Source organism: Hymenobacter algoricola (assembly GCF_039539525.1).
In the GTDB taxonomy this organism is placed as follows: Bacteria; Bacteroidota; Bacteroidia; order Cytophagales; family Hymenobacteraceae; genus Hymenobacter; species Hymenobacter algoricola.
This window is the reverse complement of the sequence record NZ_BAABDH010000110.1, coordinates 57,683-73,333: the sequence shown is the minus strand read 5'-3', so window position 1 is coordinate 73,333 and position 15,651 is coordinate 57,683. Positions and strand designations below refer to the sequence as shown.

The following is a 15,651-nucleotide window of genomic DNA, read 5'->3' as shown; positions in this document are numbered from 1 at the left end:
GTGGCATTTTACGCCGCCTGCCCGCTTCCGGGGTACTTTCCTTTCCTTCTACTTCCCTTTTCTGAGAAGCCATGCCTGCTACCTTACCGCCGCCGCCGGTGCGGCCGGTGCTCACGCTGAGTACCGAAGTCAAGAACATTCTGGATGCGCCCCCTATCTGGCTGGTACGCTGGGGCAGCCTGTTGCTGCTGGGCGGCATTCTGGTGCTGCTGGGAGCTGCGGGGTTTGTGCGCTACCCCCGCGTCATTACGGGTCAGGTGGCGCTGTACGCGGGCTCACAGCTCACCGCCATTGCGCTGCCTGCCGGCGCCACCGACTACACACTGCGCGTGCAGCCAGGGCAAACTGTGGAAGCAGGGCAACTGCTGGCCATCGTACGCCAGGGCAAAGCGGAACGGGCCCTCTCAGCGCCCACAGCGGGGATTGTGGAGGCACCCGCCGCACCTGGTGGGCGAGTGGTCTTGCGGCTGCGGCCCACGGCGCATGCCCGGCGCTCTACCATTACGCTGGCAGCCCCGCTGGGCCGGCGGGTGCGCGTGGGGCAGCGGGTACTCATCAGCCTAAACGCCTTTCCAAGCAATAAATTTGGGCAACTGACGGGGCATGTGGTGCGACCGGCCCAACCCGCCGGGGCTAACCAAGCCACGGTGACCGTGGTCCTCGACCAGGGCTATCGGAGCACGCACGGTACGCTGCTGCCCGTAGCCGGGTTGAGTCAGGGTACAGCCCAGATTATCACCACTGATAAACACGTGCTCGAGCACCTGTTGCATCTGTAAGAAGTTATTTAAGTTAGCTTGGTCAGTCGTCAGATGTTGGTCAGATAGAGCGAAGCGTTGGCATGTTAGGTTTTGCGTTTGTAATGCTTGGTCAGCCGACGATTGTTACCTGCCCAGACGGTGCTGCGCTTCACCACCCAGCGCTTGGCGTGGACGAAAAATCGCCCTTTATCGGCGACGACTCCCGTAGGCACTCGTGCCCGCAGGCTGCGCTTGGTCACATGCTGATGACAGCGGCGGCCAAAGCTCCCATCCACGAACACGACCTATAAGCAGTCCAGTAGTTCGTTGCCGACCGCCAGCGCGTCCCACACACGGGCGGCCGTAGCTTCGTCGTGGCAATGAGCTGCCACGACGAAGCCGGCCAGGATGTTATTGTGGGTGTCCGCCAGAAAAAAACGCTTGCGTCCTTTAAGCCGTTTGCCCGCGTCGTGGCCCACGTGGCGGGTGCTAGTAGCCGTGTTTTTCACGCTTTGGCCGTCGGGAACAGTGGCGGTGGGCTGAGCGTTTTTTTGCTTATTCCCGCCCCGCCACGGGCAAACAGCCACTCACCCGCTGCTGAACAGTAGTCGTTCTGCTGCCCGTAGGCACCGACGATGCTACCCGGATCAGCGCCAGCACCCGCGTCATTGCCCTGGATACGCCCAATGATAACGGCCTGAGCACGAGTTGGGCGACGTACCCGACCAGTGCCGACGCCACTAAGACGACGGCGACGGGGCTGGACCTTTCCCCGCCGTGCCGAGTACGATTCAATATGTGGTGGAAGCGCGCGTGGATACCCGGCCGAAAAACGAAGCTCGGTCATAGGTAAAGCGGAAGTGCCCAGGGCATTCTGAGCACTGTGTTCGGGAGCACAACCCGTTCTGGTGGGTGAACAACGCGTTCCAGAACGCAACCCCAAACAGGCGTCTCCACGGTCTTTCGACCGAGGCGGAAGCGGCCATGAAAGCCTACGGCACGGATAAGATGATGGCCGGCAAGATTCAAGCGCTGTTTAAAGAGTGCCTGTGTCTGCGCAGACCCGTGGCATTAGAATCCGGACCGGACACCTTTGGGTTGTCCAGATTATGCGCAAATTTGGCCTGCTCTGTCCCGACCGTTTTTCAGTAGCGGCCGTGCCCAGGGCAGAGCTTTTTCCGCCGGTAATCTGCGCTTATGAACCTCCTCTACGAATTCCATCCCCAGTTAATCCTGCGCACGCCCACGCAGCCCTTTCGGATTGATTTCGACGAGGCCGTCATCCGGGCCAGCCTGGACCAGGTCGGATTCATGGAAGCCGTGTATCTGGCTTCTCCGGCCCTGCACGAGGAATGCCGCAAGTGGCAGCGGGGTGAGCTGACCGATGCGCGCAAAATTGAGAAGCTGCAGGCTACCCTTACCCGCTACCACGTGCGCTCCACCAGCCGCTGCACCCCGTTCGGACTGTTTGCGGGCTGCGCCGTGGTAGACTGGGGCCCGGAAAGCAACATCGAAGTGAACCCCGCCCGGGCTGCCCGCCATACCCGCCTCGACATGCACTATCTGTGTGCCCTGGCTAAGCACCTGGCCGCCCACGAGAGCATCCGGCCCCGGCTGCGCTACTGGCCCAATACCAGTCTCTACCATACCGGGGAAGAAGTTCGCTACGTAGAGTACCACTACGCCGGGGGCAGCCGCGTGCACCAGATCAGCGCGGTGGAGGCCTCGCCCTACCTGCTGCAGGTGCTGGCGGCGGCGCAGGGTGGGCAAGACTATACCAGCCTGGTAGCCCTGCTCGGCGCCGAGGAAGCCGACGCGGCCGAAGCAGCCGAGTTTATTGACGCGCTTATCCAAAACCAGCTTCTGGTGCATGAGCTGGAGCCGACCGTAACGGGAGAGGAATTCTTTTACCGTATTCAGGCCGTGCTGGACCGGGTAGCCACAGCCGGCGCCGACCCCGCCGTGGCCTCGCTGGCTCAGGTGCTCCGACGGGCCGGGCAACAGCTACAGGCCCTGGATCAGACCCGGGCCAACCGGGCGGCAGACTATGAGCAAATCGTTGCCACTCTGGCGCCGCTGGGAGTAGCGCCGGAAGCGGGCAAGCTGTTTCAAACAGATGCAATTCAGGGGCTGACGGCCGGCCGCTCGACGCTGGCATCTGGCCTCCAGGATGAGCTGATCGAGGCGCTGGAGGTGCTTATGCAGCTTACGCCAGCTCACCAGAATCCCCGCCTCGAAGACTTTCGCCGCCGCTTCCAGGACCGCTACGAAGACCAGGAAGTGCCGTTGCTGGCCGCCCTCGACAATGAAAGCGGCCTTTCCTACACCGACTATGGCAAGAGCAGCTATTCGCCTTTGGTACACGACCTGGCCGTGGCGGGTGGAGGTACAAAGTCGCGGGAGCTGCGGCAGACGGAAGTGCAGCAGTACCTGTACCAGAAGCTGCGGCAGGCTGAGCGTGGTCGGCTCTACAGCCTCGACATCACCAAGGAGGAGCTGAGCCGGTTCCGGCCCGGGCATCAGCCCCTGCCGCCTTCCTTGTCGGTGATGTTCCGCATCATCGATGCTGAGCGGGTGCTGCTGGAAAGCGTGGGCGGCTCCAGCGCCGTCAACCTGCTGGGGCGCTTCGCCCACGCCGACCCCGCCATTGCCCGCCTGATAGAGCAGGTAGCCCGGCAGGAGCAGGAGCAGAACCCGGCCGTGGGCTTTGCCGAAATCTGCCACCTGCCCGCCAGCCGCATCGGCAATATCCTGTTGCGCCCGGCTTTTCGGAACCTGGAAATACCGTACCTGGCGCAGGCGGGACAGCCGGAGGAAGGACAGGTGCAGGTGCAGGACCTGGTGCTGGCCGTGCGGGGCGGGCAGCTGGTGCTCCGCTCGCGCAAAACCGGCCAGCGCATCATTCCCCGCCTGAGCACGGCTCACAACTTTTCCCGCGAGGCCCTGCCCGTCTACCAGTTTTTGTGCGATTTGCAAACCCAGGGCTTGCAGCCCCACCTGGGCTTTAGCTGGCAGTCGATATCCCTGTACGCCAAGTTTCTGCCCCGGCTCACCTACGGCAAGGTGGTGCTGGAACCGGCGTCCTGGCAGTTTGGGCCCGAAGATCTGCAGGCCCTGCTGGCGGCCCCGGCGGCCGAGGTAGAGCAGGTGCTGCAGCAGTTTCGCCAGCAGTGGCAGCTGCCGCGCTTGTTTACGCTTGCCGACGGCGACAATCACCTGCTCGTCGATGCGGAGAATACGCTGCTCGTGCGCGTCTGGCTGGACACTATTCGTAACCGCTCCAGCGTCAGCCTCCGGGAGTTTTTGGTCGAGCCTGCCCAGAGCCCCGTGCGCGACGCCGCCGGCCGGCCGTATGCCCAGCAGTTTATTGCCTTATTGCAGCGGCAGGGCCCCTGCTATGCCTCCCCCGGCCAGCCCGTGCCCATGAAAAAGAAGCCGGCAGAAGCCCCACAGCGGGATTTCTCCCTCGGCTCCGAGTGGCTGTACTATAAGCTGTACTGCGGGCAGAAGGTGGCCGACCGGATTCTGGCTGAGGCCATTCGGCCCCTGCTGGCGGAGCTGCACGAGCAGCAGCTGATTGACGGCTGGTTTTTCATCCGCTACGCCGACCCCGACAACCACCTGCGGGTCCGGTTCCATTTGCCCCGGCCGGGCTGCCTGGGGCAGGTGGTGGAGCTGGTCAGCGCCTACTTGCAGCCGCTAATTGCCAGCGGGGCCATCTGGAAAATGCAGACCGACACCTACCGCCGGGAGCTGGAACGCTACGGCTGCACCACCATCGGGGTGGCCGAAGCCTTGTTTTGCCAGCAGAGCACCGCCGTGCTCGACATGCTGGCCGAGCAGGAGGAAGGGGCGGAGAGCTGGCTGTGGGGCCTGGGCGCAATGGACGAGCTGCTCAGGGCTTTTGCTTATTCGGTGGAGGAAAAGGAAGCGCTGCTGCGCCGGCTCAAGGACTCGTTTGGCCGCGAATTCGGGCTGGACGCCAACAAAGGCCTGAAGCTGCAGCTGGACGCCAAGTACCGGGCTCTGCGGCCCGCGGTCCGGCAGGCGCTGGACCAGGCGGAAAAGACGTCGGTTGCCCCGCCGCTTAGAGCCCTGGCCCGGCAAATTGAACAGGCTGAACAAGCCGGGCAGCTGGACGTAGAGAAAGATCAGCTGCTGGGCTCCTACCTGCACATGCTGCTCAACCGCGTGCTGCCAGCCGAGGCCCGCCTGCACGAGCTGGTACTCTATGATTTCCTCGCCCGGCACTACCAGTCGCAGCTGGCCATGCTGAAGAAGGCGTAGCTTATTTTTTGACGCCCATCATTTTTTCGTTCAGGGCCTCAAAAAATGCGCTGCGGTACGTCTCGCCCAGCGGTACGTAGGCCTTCATGTCCTTGAACAGAATCTGGTTGCCATCCAGGGCCTTGATTTTATTTAGCGCCACAATGTAGGACTTGTGCACCCGCATAAACTGCTTGGATGGCAGCCGGTCTTCCAGGTCCTTCATGTTGAGCAGCGTGACAATCCGGTCTTCGCTGGTATTGATGGACAGGTAGTTTTTCATGCCTTCGACAAAGACGATTTCGGCGAAGTTGATCTTGGTCATCTTGCCCTTGGTTTCGGTCTTGACAAAGATATAGTCGTCTTCCTTTTCGGCCGGCTGCCAGCGCGCGGAGGGCTCGATGGTGGAGTTGAGAGCCTTTTGGGCGGCTTTCAGAAACCGTTCGAAGGCAATGGGCTTCAGCAGGTAGTCGAGAGCCTCCAGCTCGAAGCCCTCGACGGCAAACTCGTTGTAGGCCGTGGTCAGAATTACCTTGGTTTTGCCCTTGAGCAGACGCATGAAGTCGAGACCCGACAGCTGGGGCATGTGAATATCCAGAAACAGCAGGTCCACCGGCTGATTCTGCAGCATACTCAAAGCTTCAATGGGGTTGGTGGTGCTGCCCTGCAGGCTCAGAAAGGGCGTTTTTTCGATAAACGTCCGCAGGATGTCAATGGCACCCTGCTCATCATCTACTATCAGGCAAGAAATCATGATTTTACAGCTCTATAATGAGAGTGCAAGTATAGTAATCCTGCTCATCATTTACCGTTAAAACATAGCGTTCCGGATATACCATATCGAGCCGGCGCTGGGTATTGTCCAGCCCAATGCCCGTTGATTTCTCCTTGGGGCCATCCCGCTTCTTGTTGCGGGTGCGAAACGTGAGCTGGTTATTCACCGTGGTTATCTGAATCAGCAGCGGGTTCTGCGGATCCGACAGCTCCCCGTGCTTAAAGCAGTTTTCGACGAATGTAATCAGCACCAGGGGCAGAATCATCATGAACTGCAGGCTGCCGCTAATCTCAAACTGAATCTGGAGCCGTTGATTAAACCGCAGTTGGTTGATGGCAATGTAGTTGTGCAGGTGCTGGACTTCCTTCTCCAGCATCACCTTGCCGTTGTTGTCATCTTCCTTCAGGGCGTAGCGCATGATATCGGACAGCAGCAGAATGCCCTTGGCGGTTTCCTCGGAATACGGGTATACCTGGGCGTAGAGGAAGTTGAGCGAGTTGAAGAGGAAGTGCGGATTGATCTGGTTCTTCAGAAACGCCAAGTTGGCTTCCATCAGGTTTCTTTCGGCTACCCGCAGGTCGTGCTCCTGCTCACGTTTCTGCTTTTCCAGGCGGATGGCATTCCGGGCGAACCAGTAGCCGATGCTGGGCAGTAGAAAGTACATGCCCCGGTAGATGGTTTGACCCCAGAAAATTTTATAGGATCGGATAGGTGTCATCGGTACGTCAAGCAAGGGGGGAAGAATATACATGCTCAACACGTACCGTATCAGGGTGAAACCGACCATTAAGGCCAGGACGACAGTGAAGTAAGTCAGGTAATACCGGCGGGCATAGAGCTTGGGCATGAAGTAGAGGGCATTAACATAAAATAGCCCCGCATTCGCTAAAAAGCTCAAGCCGGTTTCAACAAGGGACAGAGGCAGCCCCATTGCCTGAAGCAATGCTAGTTCATAAGTAATAAATGCAAGCCAAGCTATAAAGTGAACCAGAAAGGGACGCATGTTTTCCAGATATAATCGCATGCGGCGAAAGTAGAAAGAATACTAACGAGTAACCGGCCACTACAGGCAAAGGCTGTAGCTCTAGCATGGGAAACAGATGAGTCAACCGGGTTGATCCAGCGAATCCGGGTGTTGGTACTTTATTGTTCTAGCCTTGCGGAAAGCTTGCTATGTTTACTCAAGTCGAAGGAAGTACCGTACCATCCGCTTCCCCGTCGCTCTTCTTTTCTTCATTCTGCCACCGCTTACTACCTGCACTCATGAAAGACTTTAACTCTACCGCCAAGTTTAAGATGAACAAAACGGTTATCACCCGTTTCACCAAGACGTCGGCTGCGGGCAAGCATACGACCCAGGATACACACGACTCTACCATCTGGTGCAGTGGCCAGTCATCGCACCCAATACTCACGATTGTACAGAGTTTCTAGCTGTTAGCTTTTGTGCTATAGCGGTTTCGCCAACGATGTGCCCGGTGCCCGGTGCTCCGGTCCGACGGCTTTTTCTGCCGTCAGACTGGTTGTCGGTAGGGTTGAGGTTCGTTGAACGTATCGTGGTTGAGGCGACCGGTCGGACGGCGGAAAAAACCGTCCGACCGGTGGGTATACCGTTCACGAAACCGCTATAGGTAAAAAATGATTAGCAGCCTGACGCTTAGAAGCTCCCAGAAGTGCGGCCTGCCGCACAATTGCTGCGAAGGGCCGTCATGCTGAGCGCAGCCGAAGCATATCTACCGCTTCGTTGCAGTAGTAATTACCATTGCGGTAGAGATGCTTCGACAAGCTCAGCATCACGTTCTTTTTTTCATTTCTCTTTATTCGGGAACAAGTCTCTTATCTATCACTGGATTCAAACAGCTGCACATTTTGTGTAGTGTTAATAGAATGGCTGTTTTCAATACCCCTCGGCAATCTGAGCCAGGCTATCCTTCCAAGCCAGTTCCACTACCTGCCTGGCAAGATAATGCTAGGCACGCGTGGCAGCAAGTTGATACGCTGCTGGCAAGCACCGAATTGGAAGTGTACCCGCCCGCCAGCTTACTGGGCTATGGCGTATATTTTTATAGCGCTTATACCGCTTTGGGACAGGAGCAGTACTTAGCTGCTGCTCAAAGAGTTTATAGAAGCCTTGTTGAGTACAGCCCTGCTCCAACAGCAATTAAAGCGGATCAGCTTTCAGTTGTAGCATGGCTGCAGTCGAAACTAAGTTCTACCCAAACGGTGAGTAGTCAATGGACTCAGCAGTTTGATGGATCTGCGCTGTTTCCCGAAAACGTGTCCAGTCATTCCCGGTTTTGGGAGGCTGTCCGTTACCTGAGCCAGCGTCTGCCTAACTACCAGGCCGAAGTATATCTGCATTGGCTGCTAAATCAGCCCAGGTTTCTGGAGTACACAACTGCTGGTCTCCGGCCCTTGGGCCTAGCCGGCGGGCGGGCCAGTGAGTTACTTCTGTTGCTGAGGCTGTGTCGGCAGGGGATTGAGGTACCTGGTCTTCGCCAATATATCCGGGCCGGTATTCAGCGCATTTTGGCCGTGCGGCGTACGGTCGATTTTTTGGCTGGTGAGTATTCCATTTTCCCGGACCAGCTGGATGAAGCTACCGGCGAAACCACCTTTAGTACTGAGCTAAGCTGGCGTTATGGCGACCTTACCCAGGTATGGCTGTTGTACGAAGCCCATGAGCTCCTGCAGGATGCCGAACTGGCTAAAATTGCTGAACTGGTCGGGCTTAACACCTTGTTGCGCACAACCAGCCAAGCGACGAACATTACCAGTTCCCAGTTTGACCGGGGGGCAGCGGGATTGGCAACGCTATATCGCAAGATGTACCAACTCAGTGGCCACCCGGCCTACCAGCAGGGCTACCACTTCTGGCTGAACCAAACCCAGCAGCTGATGCAGCCGCAGCTGCTGACCGGCAGTGGGTTGCCGGCCGGTGACCTGCGGCATGGCGCGGTGGGAGTGGGATTGGTTTTGCTGTCAGCTCTCACAGAGCAGGAGTTGGGCTGGGAAGAGCTTATGCTATAACCCCCGGCCCGCTTGCTGCTGCCCAAGGCCTACAAAAACGCCTTTAGCTCGCTCAGGCAGCCGATTTCGTAGGTGATGTCGGCGAAGTGGCGGCGCCGGTCGGGGTTGAAGTACACCTGGTCGATACCGGCGTTGTAGGCCCCCAGCACGTCGCACTCCAGGTTGTCGCCAATCATCAGGCTTTCGTCCGCGTTGGCGCCGGTGCGGTGCAGGGCATGCTCGAACATGCGGCGGTCGGGCTTCAGAAAGCCGCTGTGCTCGGAGGTAATGACTTCCTGGAAGTAGGCGGTGAGGTTGGAGGAGCTGAGCTTGATGTGCTGGATATCCTGAAAGCCGTTGGTAATCAGGTGGAGCGTGTACTTATCCCGCAGGTAATCCAGCACTTCGTGGGTGAAGGGAAACACGGCCGACTTCTGGGGCAGAATGTGGGTGAACTGCTCCGAAATGCCGGCCGGCACTTCGGCTTCGGGCACGCCGAGCTTGGCCAGGGTGCGCACAAACCGCACCTCACGCAGCTGCTGCTGGCTGATCCGGTTGCTCTGGTAGAGCCGCCACAAGGCGTGGTTGATGCGGCTGTAGACGCCGACAAACTCCTCGACCGTGAACGTGCCGTAGCGCCCCAGGGCATGGTGCTCGAAGAGGTGACGCAGGGTTTCGTCGGCGTTTTTCTCGAAGTCCCACAGCGTATGGTCGAGGTCGAAGAACAGGTGGCGGTAAGTTTTCAACGGGGTGAGGTTGGGCGTGGACAATTAGGAGAAACTGACTTCGGGGCAAAAGCGGACCCGGAGACTACCCGAAGCACTATTCCGGCAGCAGCAGCCGCGCTACCGCGCGCCCGTGCCCAATGTGTTCCTGCACCAGCTCGGCCGCGTCGGCGGGCTTCACGGCGCCGTAGAACGTGCCTTCGGGGTAGATGACCAGGGCCGCCCCCGGGCCTTTTTTGCAGCGCTTGCATGCGTCCAGGCAGTTGCAGGTCTGCACCCGGCTTTTGCGCTTTTCACCGCCCAGCCCCAGGTTTTTGAGCCCCTGCTTTTTGAGGGCATTTTTCAGGGCCTTGGCCACGTCGTCGCCGACGCCGCTTTTCTGGTTGTTGCACACGAAGATATGGTAGGCAGTCGGCATAAGGGCGAGGGGGCACCGGTGTGAGGCCCGGACCAGGAAACAAAATCAGGCCGGGAAAATCCCGGTCCGGCCACTTTTAGAGCGGCTTGCCGGTCCAGCGCCGGTTTTGCAGCTTGTACGCTGCCAGCTCCCGGTTCGACCACAGCGTCTGATAAATCTGCTGGTCGCGCACGAGCTGGAAGTCTTTTTCCATGAAGCTGAGCAGCTGCTGAACCAAGTCGGCGGCTTCCTCCTTTAAAAAGTAGAACGCCCAGTTGTCGAGGCGGCGGAAGCTGACCAGGCCCGCATTTTTCAGGTACAGCAGCTGCCGCGACGTTTTGGTTTGGGTGAAGTCGAGCACCTGCTCCAGGTCGGAAATGCACATTTCCTGATTGCGCCACAGCAGGTGCAGAATCCGCACCCGCGACTCGTCGCCGAAAGCTTTGAATAGTTGCTGACCAAATGCAACGTTGAAGTGTTTTAGGCGCATCTGTTGTCTGGAAGGCGGGAAGGGGCCGGAAACCGGGGAACCGGAACAAATTTACACCAACCGGGGCTTCAGCCCCCAAAGTGCCGTATTATTGTAGTCTGTAATGCTCAGTATGCCTGATCCTATTCGTTTTCGTACGCTCTGGCTGACGCTCACGCTGGCCGTTCTGGCGCTGCTGAGCGCGGCACCCGCCCAGCAGGTGCACGCCCAGGGCCAGCGCCGCGTGGTGCAGTTCACCGGCATCATCGCCACCGGCGACAGTCTGCTGGGCGTACCCGGGGCCACCATCTTCGTGCCCAAAGCCGGCCGCGGCACCGCCACCAACGCCTACGGCTACTTCTCGCTGCCCGTGCTCACCGGCGACAGTATCGTAATTCGCTCCCTGGGCTACCGCAATCAGACCGTAGTGATTCCCGAGGCCTACCCGCGGCAGAGCTACTCGGTTATCGTGCAGCTCAAGGAAGACGCCACGGTGCTGCCCGAGGTTCGCATCTTCCCTTACGCCACCGAAAAGGCCTTCAAGGAAGCCTTCCTGGCCTTGCGCCTGCCCACCGAGCGGGGCTCGGCCGCAGCCGAAAACCTGAATGCCAACGTGATGCGCCGCATGTTCAACAACCTGCCGGTGACCAGCATGGGCAACTACCGCCAGACCATGCAGAACCAGCAGTACAACCAGGACCGGCGCATGGGTACCGCGCCCACGCCCTACACCAACAACCCGCTGCTGAACCCCTTCAGCTGGCTGCAGCTCATCAACCAGGTGAAAAGCGGGGAATTCAAGAAAAAAGAGGGCGTCGACTATTAGTCGGGCGCTCCTGCGATGCCGAAAAGCCCGCCTGGCGCGGGCTTTTTGCTTTTCCTGCCTTGGCTGACGCCGGCAGCAACCAGCTCGGGGCTTTAGGGGTAAATACCGGAGTGGGGCCGGGTCGGCGGAAAAGCCGGTACCTTGCCCGGACTTACTCCGAACTCCTATGGATACGAATCTTCCGGTTTCCGCGCACCCGCGCGTCGTCATCATCGGCTGCGGCTTCGGCGGGCTGCGCCTGGCCAAGGCCCTGCGCGACGCCCCGGTGCAGGTCGTGGTCATCGACCGCAACAACTACCACAACTTCCAGCCCCTGCTCTACCAGGTAGCTACCGGGGCCCTGGAGGCCGACAGCATTGCCTACCCGATCCGCAAGATCTTCGCGGGCCAGAAGAACTTCTTCTACCGCATGGCCGATGTGCAGCGGGTGGAAACGGCGCGCAACATGGTGCACACCAGCGTGGGCGAAATCCGCTACGACCACCTGGTGCTGGCCACCGGCTCGCTCACCAACTTTTTCGGCATCGAAAGTCTGGAGAAGAATGCCATGCAGATCAAGAGCATCCCCAACTCGCTGAACCTGCGCAGCTTTATCTTCCAGAACTTCGAAAAGGCCCTGCTCACCGAAAACCCCGCCGAGAAGCAGGCCTTGATGAACATTGTGGTGGTGGGCGGCGGCCCGACGGGCGTCGAAATCAGCGGCTCGCTGGCCGAGATGCGCCGGCACGTGCTGCCCAAGGACTATCCCGAGCTGGATTTGGGCAAGATGCAGATCATTCTGGTCGAAGCCGGCAAGGAGCTGCTGGGGCCTATGTCGGTGAAGTCGCAGCAGGACGCGCTGCGCTACATGCAGGAGCTGGGCGTGGAAGTGCGGCTCAACACGGCCATCACGCGGTTTGAGAACTGCCGGGCCTACTACTCCGAAACCGACTTTATCCCGACCGAAAACCTGATCTGGGCCGCCGGCGTGAACGGGGCCGAGGTACCGGGGCTGCCCGCCGAGGTGGTAGCCCGCAACAAGCGCATCAGCGTGAACCCGTGGAACCAGGTGCCGGGCTTTCCCAACGTGTTTGCCATCGGCGACGTGGCCAACATGGTAACCGACGAGATGCCCCGGGGCCTGCCCATGCTGGCGCCCGTGGCCCAGCAGCAGGCCGACCACCTGGCCAAAAACCTGCAGCGCCTGCTGCTGGGGCAGCAGCCCGAGCCCTTCAAGTACAACAACAAGGGCTCCATGGCCATCGTGAGCCGCAACAAGGCCGTGGTCGATTTGCCCGGCGACGTGCACTTCAACGGCTTCTTCGGCTGGCTCACCTGGCTGTTTGTGCACCTGATGACGCTGGTGGGCTTCCGCAACAAAGTCGTGGCCTTCATCGACTGGGCCTTCAGCTACTTCAGCTCCGACCAGGCCCTGCGCCTCATCATCCGTCCCTTCAGCCGCCGCGACGTGAAGGACGACCAGGGCAAAAAAGCCGCCGAGCACCAAACGGCCACCCCGGAGTACAACCCCACGCCGCCCGCCATCCAGACGCCGGCGGCGGGGTAGCTGTCATTGCGAGGACGAAGGACGAAGCAATCCGTCCGCTGAAGTGTAACTGCGCTTTGCATGCAAAAGCCCTGATGCTGATATGCGTCAGGGTTTTTTGAATGCAAAGCGCAGTTACCCTTAGCTAGGCATTGAACGATGATTGGTGAATCGGTGCAGACGCCTCGCGAAGCACAACTTCACGTTGCATCTAACGCTGGGGCTTTCTGGTCAGACAGTGCCCAATACACTTCAGAGGACGAATGGCTGCACTCTGTTCGTAAGGACCGGAATCACAAAGCAAACTCGGCCAGGGCCCGGCCGATGTCGAGGATGCTCTGGTTGTCGCGGAAGGTTTTGCTGATGGGCTCAGTCTGGCCGCGCACCCAGATCTTGAGCTCCGCGTCGAGGTCGAAGTGGCCGGTGGTTTCGACGCTGAACCGCTCGATGCTGCGGTAGGGCACGCTCAGGATTTCCTTCTTGGTGCCCGTCACGCCCTGCCGGTCGACCAGCACGAGGCGCTTGGTGGTGAAGATGATCTGGTCGCGGAAAATGGCGTAGGCCTTGGCCACCTGTTCGCCGGGGGCGAGCAGGCGGGCCAGGTCGTTTTGCGTTTCCTGAATGTCGTTGGCGGAAGCGTTGCCGAGCAGTGCGTCGAGGAGGCCCATGGGGAAGAAAGGAAGTAGGTGAGGGGCGAAGCTAGGAAATAGTGCTGGCTTGGAAAGAGTAGTTAAAGCCGCCGTTTTCCGGGGATGCTGTTATGTGTTGTGACGTTTTGGTTTGTGACGTTTTAATTCGTCACAAACCAAAACGTCACAACGTACTGCAGGCGGGTTCTCGTTACAGGGGGCGCAAAATTACGGTATGCTCTAGCTTAGTGTTCAGCAGCATGGCTGCTTGGCCGTCAGCGACCTACCCGGTGCTGGTACTTTTCCAGCGTGTTCCAGATTTTGTACATCGCCACCTCGCCGGCCTTGGTGGACAGGTTGGTGTTCAACAGCAAGAGCCGACCAATGCCGGATTTGGGGTCAAAAAACAGCAGCGCCACCACGCCGGGGTCGCCACCGGTGTGGCCGATGAAGCCGGTGTAGCCGAACCCCATGAAAACGCCCACGTTGTAGGATTCGCTGTAGGGGTTGCGCTCGTTGCGCTCTTCAAAGTTGCCGGCCGCCAGCTGGGGCCGGAACAATTCGCGGTAGCTCGCCGGCCGCAGCACGGTGCCCTGGCCCTGGTAGCCCCGAATCAGCTCGCGCAGGTACTGGCTCATGTCGGCCACGGAGGAAAGGAAGCCACCGTCAGGGTACGTGGTCAGCGAATAGTAGGGCAGCGGCACGGCGGGGGACTTGTAGGGCCGTGCGTAGCGGGAGAAGGCGACGTCGGCAAAGTGCCAGCCCGAATCCCGCATGCGCAGCGGCCGGGTAAGGTACCGGGCCGTGAAGTCCGGAAAGGGCTGCTTGCTGACCCGTTCCACTACGTACGCCGCCAGGGCCGCGCCCACGTTGGAATACTCGTAGAGCTCGCCGGGCCGGCGGGCGAGAAACCCCTTCGACTGGTACCACTTGCCCGCCGGGGTCAGCACATTTTTCAGAAACACGGGCAGGGTCACCGCCGAATCCGCGGGAATAAGCGTCTGCTCGTCCTCAAACGCCAGCGGCAGGCCCGTGAGGTTTTGGTCGGGCTTGAGGGAATAGTTTTTGCTCAGGTAGAAGTCGTTGTCGCGGATGCTGGACGTGTGGGTCGCCAGGTGCCGGAGCGTAATCGGCACGTCGGGGAACGCCGGGTTGACGACCGGGAAGGGCAAGTACTTGTTAATGGGGTCGTCCAGGGTAAGCAGGCCCAGTTCCTGCGCCTTGAGCAGGGCCAGGCCTACCAGCGTCTTGGACACCGACGCGATGCTTTGTACGGTGTGGATTCCGTATACTTTTTGGGCCTGTGCGTCAGCAAAGCCAAAGCCCTGCTGGTAGAGCACGCTTTGCCGGTTCACGAGGGCGACCCCAAACCCGTTGAAATGGCCTTGGCTGCGCAAGGATTCCAACTCCGCCGTCAACGAGTCCTGCGCGGCTTGGCGCCGGCCCGGTTGGGCCACTCCCCGCGTGGCGATGCCAAAAGAAAGGAAGAGTAGCGAGGCAATAAGGATTCTACGCATGAAGGAGATAACCAGGGACTCGGAGCATCGCTACGGGTTGGCACCGCCAGCAAATAAAGGACTCTTTCCCAACACTAGCTGCTGCCTGGCAGGTTGGCGCGGGTTGGCGTCTTCGTTCAAGCTCCTCTACTCCTCTTTTGTGCAGCCCAATAAATGGTCACCTGATGGGGTGATGCTTACCGTGATTTTTCGCCCGTTGTAACGAGAACTCCAAGCTGAAGCCGCGGTTATTCGGGCAACAGCGAAGAACAGGAAACGTCGGAAGTGGCCACTAGGTCAAACTGGGGCGCCTCGTAATACACCACGTTAGCTGTGCAGGGCCTCGACGTTGCCGGCACGGATTTATACTGGAAATAGAACGTCTGGCCGCGCCGCATGGCAGGGGGTAGGGGCGTAGCCGTGCTGATTACGTTGTTGTACACCCGCAGCTGGGCCGCGGGGCCGGGCAAGGAAATGCCCGCGTCACCCTGAAAATTCAGCACCAGCCCAATCTGGTGCTGGGAAGCGGTGTCGACCTGAATCAGGTACCGCCCGTCGCAGGTGGTGCCCAGCAGCTTGCCGTTGACGCACGGGTATTCCGGAATGGTCGGCTTATCCTTGCAGCTTTGGCTGCCGAAGGCCAGCGCGGCGGAAATCAGAATCAGGAACGGCTTTTTCATGGGGTTGGCTGAGTAAAAATAGGGTAGATAGGGAAAGGAGCGGCGGCCGGCGGTTTGGGTTGCAAACCAAGCAAAAAAGCGCCCGGCCGGGGCCAGACGCTTTTTTCTGCGGCG

At 59.5% G+C, this 15,651-nt stretch carries 13 protein-coding genes; 5 read left to right on the top strand and 8 right to left on the bottom strand.

Annotation, left to right across the window (positions count from 1 at the left end; all coding sequences use genetic code 11):
* Nucleotides 1–71 precede the first annotated feature (71 nt).
* The gene (locus ABD842_RS18825; RefSeq protein WP_345117310.1) at nt 72–779 is read left to right on the top strand and encodes a biotin/lipoyl-containing protein; all 708 of its coding nucleotides are present in this window, start codon (nt 72–74) and stop codon (nt 777–779) included.
* Between the two features lie 1,158 nt (nt 780–1,937).
* The gene (locus ABD842_RS18820; RefSeq protein ID WP_345117308.1) at nt 1,938–5,027 is read left to right on the top strand and encodes a lantibiotic dehydratase; all 3,090 of its coding nucleotides are present in this window, start codon (nt 1,938–1,940) and stop codon (nt 5,025–5,027) included.
* Nucleotide 5,028: 1 nt separating this feature from the next.
* Here the strand turns inward: ABD842_RS18820 and ABD842_RS18815 are convergent, their stop codons facing one another.
* On the bottom strand, nt 5,029–5,760 hold the full coding sequence (locus tag ABD842_RS18815; protein ID WP_345117306.1) for a LytR/AlgR family response regulator transcription factor: 732 nt from the start codon (nt 5,758–5,760) through the stop codon (nt 5,029–5,031).
* 4 nt (nt 5,761–5,764) lie between these two features.
* Nucleotides 5,765–6,445: a sensor histidine kinase gene (locus ABD842_RS18810; protein WP_345117304.1), complete on the bottom strand. Its 681-nt coding sequence runs from the start codon at nt 6,443–6,445 to the stop codon at nt 5,765–5,767.
* A gap of 1,109 nt (nt 6,446–7,554) precedes the next feature.
* Between ABD842_RS18810 and ABD842_RS18805 the strand changes: the two genes are divergently transcribed.
* On the top strand, nt 7,555–8,811 hold the full coding sequence (locus tag ABD842_RS18805; RefSeq protein WP_345117302.1) for a lanthionine synthetase LanC family protein: 1,257 nt from the start codon (nt 7,555–7,557) through the stop codon (nt 8,809–8,811).
* 29 nt (nt 8,812–8,840) lie between these two features.
* Here the strand turns inward: ABD842_RS18805 and ABD842_RS18800 are convergent, their stop codons facing one another.
* The 3 genes from ABD842_RS18800 to ABD842_RS18790 form a co-directional block, all read right to left on the bottom strand.
* Complete coding sequence (locus ABD842_RS18800; RefSeq protein WP_345117300.1) at nt 8,841–9,536, bottom strand: YjjG family noncanonical pyrimidine nucleotidase; 696 nt, start codon at nt 9,534–9,536, stop codon at nt 8,841–8,843.
* 76 nt (nt 9,537–9,612) lie between these two features.
* A complete protein-coding gene (locus tag ABD842_RS18795) occupies nt 9,613–9,933 on the bottom strand; it encodes a (2Fe-2S) ferredoxin domain-containing protein (RefSeq protein WP_345117298.1) in 321 nt (106 codons plus the stop codon).
* 76 nt (nt 9,934–10,009) lie between these two features.
* Complete coding sequence (locus ABD842_RS18790) at nt 10,010–10,402, bottom strand: ArsR/SmtB family transcription factor (protein WP_345117296.1); 393 nt, start codon at nt 10,400–10,402, stop codon at nt 10,010–10,012.
* Between the two features lie 112 nt (nt 10,403–10,514).
* Between ABD842_RS18790 and ABD842_RS18785 the strand changes: the two genes are divergently transcribed.
* Both ABD842_RS18785 and ABD842_RS18780 read left to right on the top strand, forming a co-directional pair.
* Nucleotides 10,515–11,207, top strand: coding sequence for a carboxypeptidase-like regulatory domain-containing protein (locus ABD842_RS18785; RefSeq protein ID WP_345117294.1), 693 nt, complete (start codon nt 10,515–10,517; stop codon nt 11,205–11,207).
* Nucleotides 11,208–11,373: 166 nt separating this feature from the next.
* Nucleotides 11,374–12,753 (top strand): NAD(P)/FAD-dependent oxidoreductase, encoded by a 1,380-nt coding sequence (locus ABD842_RS18780; protein ID WP_345117292.1) that lies wholly within the window; start codon nt 11,374–11,376, stop codon nt 12,751–12,753.
* A gap of 272 nt (nt 12,754–13,025) precedes the next feature.
* On the opposite strand, the gene ABD842_RS18775 is transcribed toward ABD842_RS18780, so the two are convergent.
* The 3 genes from ABD842_RS18775 to ABD842_RS18765 form a co-directional block, all read right to left on the bottom strand.
* The gene (locus ABD842_RS18775; RefSeq protein ID WP_345117290.1) at nt 13,026–13,400 is read right to left on the bottom strand and encodes a PH domain-containing protein; all 375 of its coding nucleotides are present in this window, start codon (nt 13,398–13,400) and stop codon (nt 13,026–13,028) included.
* Between the two features lie 236 nt (nt 13,401–13,636).
* Nucleotides 13,637–14,878: a serine hydrolase domain-containing protein gene (locus ABD842_RS18770; RefSeq protein WP_345117288.1), complete on the bottom strand. Its 1,242-nt coding sequence runs from the start codon at nt 14,876–14,878 to the stop codon at nt 13,637–13,639.
* A 227-nt stretch (nt 14,879–15,105) separates the two neighbouring features.
* Nucleotides 15,106–15,537: a hypothetical protein gene (locus ABD842_RS18765; protein WP_345117286.1), complete on the bottom strand. Its 432-nt coding sequence runs from the start codon at nt 15,535–15,537 to the stop codon at nt 15,106–15,108.
* Nucleotides 15,538–15,651: the final 114 nt, after the last annotated feature.